Source organism: Pseudomonas sp. AC229 (assembly GCF_979254655.1).
This window is the reverse complement of the sequence record NZ_CEEDHK010000019.1, coordinates 55,360-68,168: the sequence shown is the minus strand read 5'-3', so window position 1 is coordinate 68,168 and position 12,809 is coordinate 55,360. Positions and strand designations below refer to the sequence as shown.

The following is a 12,809-nucleotide window of genomic DNA, read 5'->3' as shown; positions in this document are numbered from 1 at the left end:
TTTAATGATACGGCGACCACCGAGATCTACACCGGCTCTACTTCGTCGGCAGCGTCAGATGTGTATAAGAGACAGCCCTCGCCCCTCCGGGGAGAGGGCTAGGGAGAGGGGCGAATCCACCGCCAATCCCCAAACAAACAACACACCGTCCTCAGCAACCCACCGCCAGGGCCGGTCAAAACCAAAAAGTCAGTCCCTGCTTTGCGTGCACAAGCATCGAACTAGACTAGAAACTCACAAAGGCCGCCCGCCCCAGGCGCACGGCCCAAAGCCGGGAGCAAACACATGCTGAGCTGGGATGAATTCGACAAAGAGGACAGCGCCGAAGCCGCTGCGCCTTCCACCAACGCCGCCGTCAACGACATGAGCCTCGACAAGCTCAACCAAGTCGGCGGTAACGCCGCCCTCGAAGCCCGCGCCGTAGACGCCAACGACTCCGACGCCGTGGCCCGCGCCAAGTCTGCCCTGAACGACCTGGACATCCAGGAAGGCCTCGACGACCTGGCCGGCACCAGCGCCCGCGTGCACGTTGGCGACAAGCAAATGATCAACGCCCGTGCCGACCTCAACCAACTCGTACCCTTCAAATACGACTGGGCCTGGCAGAAATACCTCGACGGCTGCGCCAACCACTGGATGCCGCAAGAAGTAAACATGAACGCCGACATTGCCCTGTGGAAGAGCAACGACGGCCTCAGCGAAGACGAGCGCCGCATCGTCATGCGCAACCTCGGCTTCTTCTCCACCGCCGACAGCCTGGTTGCCAACAACCTGGTACTGGCCGTGTACCGCCTGATCACCAACCCCGAATGCCGCCAGTACATCCTGCGCCAAGCCTTCGAAGAGGCGATCCACACCCACGCCTACCAATACTGCATCGAATCGCTGGGCATGGACGAAGGCGAGATCTTCAACATGTACCACGAGATCCCATCGGTCGCTAAAAAAGCCAGCTGGGGCCTCAAATACACCCGCTCGATCTCCGACCCGAAATTCGAAACCGGCACCCCGGAAACCGACCGTCAATTCCTGCGCAACCTCATCGCCTACTACTGCGTACTGGAAGGCATCTTCTTCTACTGCGGCTTCACCCAGATTCTCTCCATGGGCCGCCGCAACAAAATGACCGGCACCGCCGAGCAGTTCCAATACATCCTGCGCGACGAAAGCATGCACCTGAACTTCGGCATCGACGTGATCAACCAGATCAAAATCGAAAACCCGAGCCTGTGGGACGCCCAGATGAAAGACGAAGCGACCCAGATGATTCTTCAGGGCACGCAGCTGGAAATCGAATACGCCCGTGACACCATGCCTCGTGGGGTTTTGGGGATGAACGCGGCGATGATGGAGGACTACCTTAAATTCATCGCTAACCGTCGGTTGTCGCAGATTGGGTTGAAGGAAGAGTACCCAGGTACGACTAACCCGTTCCCGTGGATGAGCGAGATTATGGACTTGAAGAAGGAGAAGAACTTCTTTGAGACTCGGGTTATTGAATATCAGACTGGTGGGGCGTTGAGTTGGGATTAATTTAGAGAGTAAAAGGCGCCCCCTACGGCGCCTTTTTTTATCTATCAAACAATAAGAAGTGATGATCTATGACTGCCGCGATGTTCATCAACGGAGCCTCAAAAATGGGTTCTACATCTACGTTAACAAGCCTCGCAATGTTAAAGGTCGAAATCGACCATGGTGGAGATTATTTAAACTACCTAAACCCATTCATCACCCAAGTTCTTTACGACAAAAGACCTGAAATAATCACTGATGTGAAAATATCAGAACTTATTAGAGAAAACTTCGGCTTAGAAATACCCGCCAGAACAGTACAAATACTGTTAAAGCGCCTCGTAAAAGCAGATATTTTATATAAAGATGCCGGGGTTTTTCATATAAGAAAAATAGAAAACCCGGATATTTCCCACAGCAAAAACGAAGCCAGTCGACACATTAGCAGTGTAATTACAGGGCTTATTTCATATGCAAAAAATTTAGGACACGGCTCACTCAACGAGGATAGCGCTGTTACTGCCATATGCAGCTTTCTGAGCGAGTTCGACATACCGTGTCTCAAGGCGTATCTGCGGGGGACCGCCATTCCCGCGATTACCAGCCAGAAGCCGACAGACATCGTATTAGTTAGCGAGTACGTTCTCCATATTCAACAAAATGACCAAGCCCGTTTCGACAACTTTATTGTCTTACTTCAAGGGCACATGATTGCCAACGCGCTTCTTTGCCCAGACCTACAAAACGCCCCGAAAACCTATAACGGCGTAACATTTTATCTTGACACTCCTCTTCTGATTCAAATACTAGACTTGGAAGAAGAGCATAGAATCAAAGCGACAACCGAGACAATAACTCTCCTAAAAAATCTAGGAGCAAAAATAGCTACCTTCTCTCATTCCCGCGAAGAACTGGAGCGAGTTATAACTGGCGCAGCCAACCATATAGACGATGCTAAGGCTCGTGGCTCTATCGTCAGAATCGCCCGAAGCAAAAAATTAAAAAAATCAGATCTACTCTTATCCATTAGCAAAATCGATAGCGCATTAGACGCACTTGGCGTTGAAATCATCGATACCCCTCGATACATCCAAGACTTTCAAATTGATGAAAGCGCTTTTGAGACAGCTCTTGATGACGAGATAAGTTACTTTAACGATAGGGCTCGGGAGGATGACATAAACTCTGTCAGAAGCATCTACGTGCTTCGAGGGAAGAAAAACCCGCACTCATTAGAAAAATGTGTTGCTGCCTTGGTCACAAGCAATACTGCATTTTCTCGGGCAGCGTTTAATTACGGGAAAGATCATGGAAATTCTAGCGATGTTTCAAGTGTAATTACTGATTTCAGTCTGGCGAACCTCGCGTGGCTTAAAGCGCCAATGGGGGCGCCCAACATCCCAACGTCGGAGCTGCTCGCATATGCGTATGCTGCGAAGCAACCAAGCAAACGCTGGCTGGAAAAGTATATAGACGAAATTGAAAAACTTGAAAGAAGCAAAAAAATTAGCGCAAGAGACCATCAACTTCTTAGAGGAAGCGTGCTAGCTCAGGACGAGCTTATGAAGCTAACTCTTGGCGAAGAAAGCGCCTTACAGCCAGAAAGCATCACTCAAACTTTGGACAGAGTGACTAGCGAAATAAAAGCCGATGAGATTGCAAAAACTCAAGAAGAAAGAAGCCAAAAAATAGAAGCGCAAACAAAACTAAATGAGTTACTTGAGAAAAATAAAAACATCGAAAGCAGAATATATTGGGACTGCCAAAATCGGGCCGCCGCCCACGCTAAAGCGGTGAACATACTCGTTTCTGGACTTCTCTTCATAGGGGCTGCAGCTAGTCTAGGCCTGACCAAGCCCGTTGAGACCGAACAAACACATTATGTGTTCGTAGCACTTGCTATAGTTACTGCCATCGCAGGCGTAGTGAGCGTCTATGATGGATTTACACTTAAAAAAGTCAAAGACAAAATTGAAGATACGCTACTTAAAAGATATCTTTCATCGTCCCGAAAAAAATACCTAGGCGACTCTGGTGTTACTAGCCAGACAAACCACTAGCATCTATAAGTACAAATTGGGGAAAAATTTGTCCGTACCCCCGCTTTTTTTGGTTTAAGGATTCTCAAATCCTAGTTTAAACAGGCAACAATTTATTGTCGGAGTCAACTTAAGAGGCGGACTAGCATTTCTGATATGTAATCCCGCCCCCAACTACGCAAGTATGCGAGGAGTTTTACATGGCGAAGGAAGAGAGTTTCACGAAACTGAGCGAAAGCACCATTTTGTTCATGCGCGATAACGTCAGTATCAAGCTGAAGTTCGAGCCAAGCCACCAAGCTCTGTGGGCTACGACCCAAAACATGGCGGCACTATTCGACACGACGAAGGAACGCGTTGAAACTCACCTTAAAAGCGTTTTCTCAGACGGAGAGCTTGAGGAAAAAGAAACTACCGAGGATTTTCCGATCGTTCGGAGAGAAGGTGGGCACTTTGTTGAAAAGTCCATCAAGCATTACAACTTAGATGCAATCCTGTCGGTCGGATATCGCGTAAATGCAAAAAATGCTGTCGCATTTCGGCAATGGTCCACTCAGACTCTCAAAACTTACGTTGAACAAGGGTATGTAATCAACGAGAAGGCTCTTCGCGAGTCGCCTGAGAAACTTAATAAACTTGCTGCGGCGGTACGTGCGCTAAGGTCGGAAGAAAAGCAGGTTTATGCCAAGGTCCGAGAGTGCTTCAAAATTTGCTCTTCTGATTATGACCCAAACTCGAAAATGGTACGAAGCTTCTACGCGCTGCTTCAAGATAAGTTTCACCATGCGGTTACAGGAATGACGAGCTCCAAACTGATCCTTGACAGGGCGGATCATCACTCGGAAGCAATGGGCATTCAGAGCATACGTGGCGACGTTCCAACTTTAGAGGAAGCGAAGACCGGAAAAAATTATCTTAATAGCGAAGAATTGTACCGTTTGCACCTGCTTTCAGAGCAATTTATGCTTTATGCTGAGAGTACTGCGCTCACTAAGAAAGAAATGACCATGGGGTCGCTGCATTTAAAGCTAGACAGGCTTCTTGAATTCAACGACTACCCTGTTTTTAGCGGATATGAAGACTTCATCAAGGACGAGGCTATAAATCACGCCAAACAGGAGTACGCTCTGTTTAAAAAACGTAGGAAAATCGAAGCGCTAGGCCATATTTATACGGAAGAAGCTTTGGCTGCCGGTGACTACGACGAACTCTTAATAGACGAGTGATGGAAGGCCTGGAGATATTGCCAGGGAAAAAGTTTCAGATTCATTTTTCATACTTTCGCAAGCAGCCCAACTGAGAACGCGGCTTTGCGTTTCTAGCCGTACAGCAAAACTGCTAGCTGGGAAAACCAAGACCCTTTTGTCGTAACAGCGATAACTTTGGGCATGGACTTTTCCTAAGTTCTTGTAGGCTCCCGGGTAGCCCTATTTATGTGCCAGTACGCCAATGCCAAGTGGCACTTTGCATAGCGGGTATTTCATTAACTTAGGTTATCAAAACAATGGCGCAATGCCTGCGTTGACCGTGTTCCTCCCTGCCCATAACGTCCCTCCCCGGTGCTTAAGAACACCCACACGTAGCGGATATCCGCACCCGACAGAAGCGGCTTTTTATTGCCTACAGTTTCTCAGTGGGCTCTGAAATTACTGTTATGCCGGGAGTGGACGAATACAAAACCCGCAAGGGGAATAAGTCCGGCCCGCTACGTGGGGTTTCTTTAACTCCCGGCACCCAGCCTAAAGAGGCTGACACGTAATTTAAGAGGTATAAGGAAATGCCACACCAATCCGCACTAACCCGCCGCATCACCCAGTCCCTTCTTGCCGCCTCCCTAGAGGTGCAACCATGAACAGCCAAAACACTGCTGTCACCGACAGCCGCACCTTCTGCCACGTCGACAGGAAAACATTGTTCTCCGTAAACGCCGGCATCCCCGTGGAGCAAGCGCTGGAGCATGCAGCCGATCTGCTGTTCTGCCTCGAAACCCTGATCGTCAACCACGGCGCGATTAATGAAGTAGCCGAGCGGACCGGCCTGCAATACCTCGCCGAAATGGCCCGCGCCGTCGTCGACGCGTGCCAAGTGCAAGACCCTGAGTTTTTAGCTCAGGCGCAAGCGCGAGCTAAGGCGGCTCGCGAGCCGAAAGCGCAGGAGCAGGCGGCTGCGTAAGTTGGTAGGTCGTTAGGCGTCTGCATTGAACTGGGCGCCCGATAACCCGGACGTACAAAACCCCGCTTTGGCGGGGTTTTGCGTAGGGAGGTAGATGACTTGGCATTTTTCAAAGACAACGAAGCTGTTCAAGATTTGGCTGGAGCCGACGCTGTACGAGCGAGGCAGAATGAGTTGGAAGACTTGCGCAGCGAACGGCTTGCGAAAGAGCGTATCGCCAGGTTGGACACGTCCACTACCGTGAGCGTTGAGGAGATGGAGGCGCGAACAAACTACTACCCACTCTGACGCAACCGCCGCCGGCGGTTTCAATGGTTATGAGCGTCCTTGCCGGCAATAACCTACCAACGCGCTCATGCAGCGCGCACCGCTAGCAGTTGCTTTGCTTCACCGCAAAAGCTGAACATAACGCCCTTCACGCGAGCACGTTCTGTGCCCCCCGCTATGTATGCGCTGCGCCTCAGCGCTCATTGTTTTACCTAGGAGCTGTACGGTGATGGATCGCGTTCTAGCCTTTTCCCTTTGCCTCTGCCTTACCCTGCTTGGCGGCTGCGTGCACCGCCACCCGATGCCGGGTGCGCAGGAGTACACCGAGTTCATGGCCGCTCAAACCAAGATCGACGCGATGAATCAACATACGCTGGGTAGCCAGGCTAAGCCCTTCGCCTACTCAGAAAAAGACATTCAGCAGTTGGCTGACTACATTGTTCTTATCCAGTCCAACCCCTTCGAACTGTTGCAAACCTCTGCCAACCTGGGCTTTGCGCCCGCGCAGTTTGAGCTGGCGAAACAGCTACGCGTGGCGGCGCTCCACGACACTGCCAACCGGGCGAGCTTAAACGCCAACTCCTGTGATTTGCTCAAGCGCGCTGCAGCCAGCGACTTATTGATTGCCGCCTTAAGCGTGCGCGCACAATGCGCGGACGTGAGCTTGGCCCGAAATCTGGAGGAAATGCTCCAGGCCGCAGACGATGGCTATGGCGTATTGATGACAGTCGCCGCCCGCAAGGACCCCTACGCCGCTTTCTACCCAATGAAAGCCTTTGAGCCGATGAGTTGCGTCGATTCGCCAAGCACTGAAGACGGCACGGCCCAGCCGCCGATGCTGACGCTGGAGCAAGCTCGCGCGGAGGCCTTCTATACCTCTGCCATGCGAGAGGCTAAGCGAGCCCCTGCGGTAGCCAAGCAGTTAGGCGAGCGAGCCTTCAGAGCGGGGTGTTCGGCCAAGGCCTATGCCGAACTGCTGAAAGTGATGGCTCCACAATCCGCCCAGTAAACCGAGGTTCGGCTCGTATCGCCTTCGGTAGTTGTGCGAAAAAAGGGGACTGCGAAAAAAGGGGACAGATTTATTAAGTGGCTCTAAATCCGAGCAACCCAACAAATCCGCCCCCCTTTCCTTTAGATAATGAGTGTCCCGCCCCACCCGAACCCCTACGGACAATCCACTGCTCTTCGCTCCTGATGTTTAGTCCACAACCCCCGACCATTAATCTTCCCCTCAGACCAAGACTCCGTAACCACCGAGCATTTGCCGTCAAAGCGCTCAACAAACGTCCGCGGATAACCTTCAGGCGCCTCTCCACCCAACCGCATCCAGTTCGGATCAGGCGACGTTACGGTCTGATAAGGCATGCAGCCCACCAACATGATCAGCGACAGGGCCACCGCTAGTTTTCCCATAGCAAGCCCAGTCCATTCGGAAGATGTATTAACCGAGCGAACAGCCGTCACCCGCCTAGCACCTTGGAGTTCATCTCCACCAACACACTCAACCCAGCCGCCAACTCCCCCACCGTGGCCAAGAGCTTGCCAATGTCCTGTTCGGGATCCACATAGAAGTATGTCGATAACAAACCGAAGTGTTGTCCCAAATTGGTCGCCAATCGGCGGAAGCGCCAGCGCGCGGATCTGTATCGGATTACCGCCGCGTGCACTGTCGCGCACCCACCAGGCGATGAATTCGAGGGCGTCGAGGCCCTTGGCGTCGCGGGAAATGCCGAAGTTCACGGCGATCAACACTTCGTCCGGCGTGCCGCCTTGGGTGCGGCGTAGCGCGCCCAATGGCAGGTCGCCGTAGGGAGGCAGGCTGAAGAGGCTTTCGGGAATATCGGAAAGATCGACCTTCTCCACCACGGCATCGGTGACGCCTGGAATGGATTCGATGGCGTCTTGCAGCTTTTGCACTTCGGGGGGCATATCAGCTCCGACGGATAGGTGAGAGATAGAACTGCGCTGTCGCGCTACAAAAAAACAAACAGAACGCGCCGCGCCGGCCAGAGAGGCGTAGGCGGCCGCCTTGAGGTGGCGTTTTGCAGAGGGTAACTGATCCCATACCGACAACTCCCGTGCGCGTCCTAGCAACCCCTGCATTTCGCAGCACGATTCCCGCGTTCATGTAGCTAATTGCATCCCAGCATTCGGCCATTGAGCAGCTCGTTTCCAAGAAGCATCTGATTCATCCAACGCAGCGTTTAACGCAACGTGGGTGTCCGTTCTGCACCGCCCAATTTTGACGAAATACGCGCTACGCGTGTTCCGGGGCTGAGCAGCAACCCAGTAACGCCAAACCAAGGATCAGGACGCTTACATGCACGCCTACTCGCCTTTGCTTTTCACCAACACCGTTTCCTCCGATTACCTGCGTAGGTTGGGCGAGGCGGTACACGCCGACGATCAATCTGCAGGCCGCCATCCAAAGCCCGCCCTCGCTATTTACCGGATCGCCGTCGAAGGCAGCAAAACGCGGCAAGGCGGCGTTGTTAAGCGCGGTTCATCAGTGCTGAGGTTCGATCTCGGCGACGGCCACAAAGTAGGCGCCGCGTGTAAAGGGGATTTCGTGGAATACGCCGATGGCAGCACGGCCACGATCATCACCACTGCGGGGAAAACCAACAGTTTTATCGCTGTCGTGGGAAGTCGGCTTAGCAATGGTGACGAAATCGTCGCCACGCCCCTGGAGGGAGCTTTGTACGTAGCGCGCGAAGACAAACCACTGCCCGAAGACTTCCTTACCGACGTGGAGGCGTAATCCAATGAGCGAGGGTTTCTTCATCGGCCGCGGCGATAGAACCAGTTGTGGCGGGCAAGTGCTCGACGGCGATGCGCGTATCAACCTTTTCGGGCTGCTACATGCACGCGAAGGCGACCGGGTTACCTGTGGAAAGGATGGAAAAATCTACCGAATCGTCGGCGGTATTTCCCACATGGAAAGCCACGGCAAGCTCATGGCGGGTACGCTTGATAGCCGGAGCAGTTGCCCGTGTAACGCCACGCTGATCCCCTCAATCCATACCGCTCGCTATCACAACGAATTCCCGGCACCGCGGGCGGCAGGCGCTTTCGCCGAATCGCCGGCCTCGGTTCCAAACAGCGGCTACACAGCGCCGCGCCAGTCTGCGTTTGCCTCTCCAGTGCCGCCGGCCTCCCCCATCGTCACCGACGACGAACCTCAGGAACCGGGTTTCTATGTGGTGACCAAAAGTACGAGCCGCCAAGCGCTGGAAGCCACGCTGTTCCCGCAACCGGATCCGGCGGTGATGCGCAAGTTCAGAGCGCTCAACCCTGGAGCGGGTGACTTTAAGGCGGGCTCGATGATCGTATTGAGCGATCCGAGAAACTATCTGTGCATGCGTGAAGAAGCGCTTCTAATGGAGGCAGCAGCAAAGGCGAAGGAAGCCCTCAGGTTGATAACCGTTGAGGAGGCCGATTTCATGATGCGTCACCGAGCGGAACTCGAAACCTTCCTGGCGCATGGTTCGACCGCGATCGGTATCGGCGAGACCATGTTCGCGAAGCATCTCGATAACGTTAAAAATGTTCTACGAGACATTGAAACCCTACACCAAAGGACATTCCAAAAAGACGGCCATTTGCGGTCGCCTGAATTCTTCGCCGAACGCAAGCGGCTGCTCTCTTTACTCGACATCAGCCTGAACGGCATCACGCGCAAGAGCATAGGTTTCCCCGACCATCCACAACTGAAACATGCGTTGGGGATCTACAACAAAAGCCTGATTCATAAATGGACTGAGGCGGGGGCGCCGGGACAAATACCGGGGTACGCCACGCATATCCGAGGAGTTTCCAAAGCGGCAAAATTTGTGAAATACGGCGGCTGGGTAGGCACTGCAGTCGGAGGCGGCGCTTCGTATATGAAAGTTCAGGAAGTTTGTTCAGCAGGAAACCCTGAAGCTTGTAGAAAAGTTAGATTTACCGAAACCGGCAACTTCATTGGGGGCGCTTTCGGCGGAGCGGTGACAGCAAGTGCGATGACGGTCCCTATTGTATCGACTCTCTGTGTAGCGTTAGGTGTACCCACGGTCGGTTTTGGCACGGTAGTGTGTAGCGTAGTGGTGGTCGGAGTTGCCTCCGTCGGCGTAGGACTTATCGGAGCAGCAGCTGGCGAGACAATGGGGGAGATTATTTACGAGCATGTGAAATGAATACCGCCGAGCAAATTATCGGAACTCTTGGCGGACTAGCACTCCTGGGACAAGCCATCTGGCTAGGTATCGCATTGCATATGGGCTATACAAAAATGGACTTGATGCTTGCCCACCTTAAAAATAGCCCGATAATTGTTGCTCTCGCTCCGATACGGTTTGGAGGCGTCTGGGGAACGCTAATCGTCGTCGGAGGAATATCGAGCGTGGTTACCTTTCCTAACTTCTACCTCAAACGCCGCCATGTTGACGAAGAGGACATTAGGCTCTTCCCCGGTTCCCTCAAAAGAAAACTAGCTTTTTTTCAGTGGAACATACTATGTCTACTCGGCGCGATGACGGTGTTTACCATCATAATTAAATCCGAAGTCCTTAAATAGTGAGCACTGCAAGTTCAGATCGCGAGCTGCATACATGGTTAACTATGATTTCTGGAAATCTACATTTGGCGTCGCGTTCCTCTGCGGCCCGTTTGTAATAATGACCACAGGGCCTTACTTACAGTTTTTATCTAATCGTCACCCTACCCGAAAGCCCCCCGCCTTCCAGCATCTTTGCCAGCCCGTCTAGCCCTCTATCGCAACATCCTCCCCTTCCCACTTAACCGCCAAGCCCCTCAGCGCCTTGATCACTACCTGCATTTCTTCTAACCGCTGCGCTGGCGAGTACGTGACTTCTGACGGCACCTGATCCGTGGCGTGGCGGTTAATAAAGCCGCGCGCTTCAAGCATTCGCAGGCGCACGGTGAGCAGCCGGGCGGAGATGCCGTCGATGTGCCGTTTGAGTTCGCCAAAGCGCATCGGCCCGTTGATGGCCAATGAGCAGAGGATATGCAGGGTCCAGGGCCCGGAGAGCAGTTCGAGCAGGCCGTGCATTTGGCAGGCTTCGCCGGGTTGCTCGAAATGCGGGGCTGGGGTTGCTGATGGCATGGCGGCCTCTTGGCGGGGTTACTTCAAAGTGCCTACTTACGCCCTTGGCCGGCGCGCGCTTAGCATGCTCGCTCACCCGGCAAAGGAGGTTTATTCAATGCATTTATCCATCGGCAGTCAACGCGATAGCTCCGGGCTTAATTGGCGCAGAACGGGGTTGCCAGGGGCCGCCACGGTGCTGTTGATTCACCCGGTGGGTTACGACTTAACGTGGTGGGATGAGCAGGTTCAGGCGCTGACGCCGCATTTTCAGGTGGTGGCGTTCGACCTCCCCGGCCATGGCGGTTCGGTTGCTCGGGCGGATGGCTTTAGCTTTGCGGCTATCAGTGCCCAGGTGGCGCAGCTGATCGAGCACCTCGGCAACGGCGCCGTGCATGTGGTGGGGATTTCGGTGGGCGGTATGGTGGCGCAAACGTTGGCGTTGGCTTATCCCGCGCGGGTGCGCTCGTTGTGCCTGATCGCTACGGCTGCCAGCTTTGCCGATGCGGCGCGCGAAGGCATGCGCGCCCGGGCGCTGGCGGTGGAACACGACGGAATGGCGGCCGTGGTGCAGTCCAGCCTGGAGCGGTGGTTTAGCGCGCAAACCCGGCGCGAACGCCCCGAGCTGATGGCCCGCGTGACGGCCATGTTGCTGGCGGACGACCCAACCGTGCACGCGGCCATGTGGCGGATGATTGCGACCTTTGATGTCGGGAAGCGGCTCGGGGAAATCGCCTGCCCTACCCTCGTTTTGGTTGGCGACCTGGACCCGAGCACACCGCCCGCCGCTGCGGCGGTAATCGCGCAAAATATTGCGGGCGCGCAGATGGTGGTGCTGGCCGATACGTCGCATATCGCCATGGTGGAGTCGCCGGGCGCGGTTAATGCAGCGCTGCTCCAATTTTTGCGGGCGATTGAGTAGCTATCTGCTGACCCGCTCTTTGGTAACGCTCTTCTTCAAGCTTTCACACAAACAAATAGCGCGTTTCCCACCACCCCATCCCACTCCACCAACTTCTGATAATCGTGCGCCATCACCCGCACCTCGAAGTACCGCTCCAACAACCCGCGCAGCTCAGCAAAGCTCACCGCCACCATCGCGTGCTCGTCATGCCACACCTGCATTGCGCCCTTGCCCACGGTCCGTTCAATGCGCAGTTTCAACGATTGCCGCTCGCCTTCTCCGGGGTAGCTCCACGACGAACTGAAGCTGAACAGGCTGTCGTCGCGCTGGGCGGTGTGGGAGACGAAGGAGGCGTTGTCGATGTGGTTTCTGTCCACGGCGTTAAAGCAGAACACGCCGCCTGCGGCCAGGGCGTTGTGGGCGGCGGCGATGCAGGCGGTGAGGCGCTCGAGGGTGGCGCTGTAGTGGATGGAGTACAGAAAGCAGGTGATGAGGTCGACCGGTTCGGCCACGGTGAAAGCGCACATATCTTGGGCGCTGAAGTGCGCTTCGGGGCAGCGCAGTCGGGCTTTGTCGAGCATGGGTGGGTTGATGTCGAGGCCGGCGCTTTGGTAGCCGGCGTCGAGGAAGTGGCGCACATGGGGGCCGGTGCCGCAGGCGAGATCGAGGTGGCGCTTGCCGGCGTTGCCGAAGAGTTGGTGCAGGCGATGGGCGCTGTGGCTTTGGGCGCGGTAGTCAATGTCGGCGCACATCAGGTCGTAGTAGCCGGACAGGTCGGTATAAAGGGCGTTGCCGGGCATGATGACCTGCGCGTGGGGTGGGCTTTGAGGGG

12 protein-coding genes are annotated in these 12,809 nt (G+C 54.3%); 9 read left to right on the top strand and 3 right to left on the bottom strand.

Annotated features, from left to right (window positions below):
- Positions 1-285: 285 nt before the first annotated feature.
- The 5 genes from AC0IW7_RS22855 to AC0IW7_RS22835 all read left to right on the top strand — a co-directional run bounded on the left by AC0IW7_RS22855 (position 286) and on the right by AC0IW7_RS22835 (position 6,999).
- On the top strand, positions 286-1,533 hold the full coding sequence (locus AC0IW7_RS22855; protein ID WP_122450433.1) for a ribonucleotide-diphosphate reductase subunit beta: 1,248 nt from the start codon (positions 286-288) through the stop codon (positions 1,531-1,533).
- Between the two features lie 68 nt (positions 1,534-1,601).
- Positions 1,602-3,572 carry a hypothetical protein gene (locus AC0IW7_RS22850; RefSeq protein ID WP_471821054.1) on the top strand — a complete coding sequence of 657 codons (1,971 nt, stop codon included), beginning with the start codon at positions 1,602-1,604 and terminating at the stop codon, positions 3,570-3,572.
- A gap of 179 nt (positions 3,573-3,751) precedes the next feature.
- Positions 3,752-4,777, top strand: coding sequence for a RhuM family protein (gene rhuM / locus AC0IW7_RS22845; RefSeq protein WP_471821053.1), 1,026 nt, complete (start codon positions 3,752-3,754; stop codon positions 4,775-4,777).
- Positions 4,778-5,399: 622 nt separating this feature from the next.
- Positions 5,400-5,723 (top strand): DUF3077 domain-containing protein, encoded by a 324-nt coding sequence (locus AC0IW7_RS22840; RefSeq protein WP_471821051.1) that lies wholly within the window; start codon positions 5,400-5,402, stop codon positions 5,721-5,723.
- A gap of 496 nt (positions 5,724-6,219) precedes the next feature.
- Positions 6,220-6,999 carry a hypothetical protein gene (locus AC0IW7_RS22835; RefSeq protein ID WP_471821050.1) on the top strand — a complete coding sequence of 260 codons (780 nt, stop codon included), beginning with the start codon at positions 6,220-6,222 and terminating at the stop codon, positions 6,997-6,999.
- A gap of 155 nt (positions 7,000-7,154) precedes the next feature.
- Here the strand turns inward: AC0IW7_RS22835 and AC0IW7_RS22830 are convergent, their stop codons facing one another.
- Entirely contained in the window at positions 7,155-7,919 is a 765-nt protein-coding gene (locus tag AC0IW7_RS22830; RefSeq protein ID WP_471821048.1) for a hypothetical protein, read from the bottom strand.
- A gap of 391 nt (positions 7,920-8,310) precedes the next feature.
- On the opposite strand from AC0IW7_RS22830, the gene AC0IW7_RS22825 reads away from it, so the two are divergent.
- Genes AC0IW7_RS22825 through AC0IW7_RS22815 form a run of 3 tightly spaced genes read left to right on the top strand, consistent with a single transcriptional unit; the run spans position 8,311 to position 10,545 of the window.
- The gene (locus AC0IW7_RS22825) at positions 8,311-8,751 is read left to right on the top strand and encodes a hypothetical protein (protein WP_471821047.1); all 441 of its coding nucleotides are present in this window, start codon (positions 8,311-8,313) and stop codon (positions 8,749-8,751) included.
- Positions 8,752-8,755: 4 nt separating this feature from the next.
- Positions 8,756-10,165, top strand: coding sequence for a PAAR domain-containing protein (locus AC0IW7_RS22820; RefSeq protein ID WP_471821045.1), 1,410 nt, complete (start codon positions 8,756-8,758; stop codon positions 10,163-10,165).
- Complete coding sequence (locus tag AC0IW7_RS22815) at positions 10,162-10,545, top strand: hypothetical protein (protein ID WP_471821043.1); 384 nt, start codon at positions 10,162-10,164, stop codon at positions 10,543-10,545. The genes AC0IW7_RS22820 and AC0IW7_RS22815 overlap by 4 nt, the downstream gene beginning before the upstream one ends.
- A 186-nt stretch (positions 10,546-10,731) precedes the next feature.
- Here AC0IW7_RS22815 and AC0IW7_RS22810 read toward each other — a convergent pair whose 3' ends face one another.
- Positions 10,732-11,094, bottom strand: a complete 363-nt coding sequence (locus tag AC0IW7_RS22810) for a winged helix-turn-helix transcriptional regulator (protein ID WP_471821042.1) — start codon at positions 11,092-11,094, stop codon at positions 10,732-10,734.
- Between the two features lie 97 nt (positions 11,095-11,191).
- Between AC0IW7_RS22810 and AC0IW7_RS22805 the strand changes: the two genes are divergently transcribed.
- On the top strand, positions 11,192-11,995 hold the full coding sequence (locus AC0IW7_RS22805) for an alpha/beta fold hydrolase (RefSeq protein WP_471821041.1): 804 nt from the start codon (positions 11,192-11,194) through the stop codon (positions 11,993-11,995).
- 35 nt (positions 11,996-12,030) lie between these two features.
- Here AC0IW7_RS22805 and AC0IW7_RS22800 read toward each other — a convergent pair whose 3' ends face one another.
- Positions 12,031-12,777, bottom strand: coding sequence for a class I SAM-dependent DNA methyltransferase (locus tag AC0IW7_RS22800; protein ID WP_471821040.1), 747 nt, complete (start codon positions 12,775-12,777; stop codon positions 12,031-12,033).
- Between the last annotated feature and the right edge of the window lie 32 nt (positions 12,778-12,809).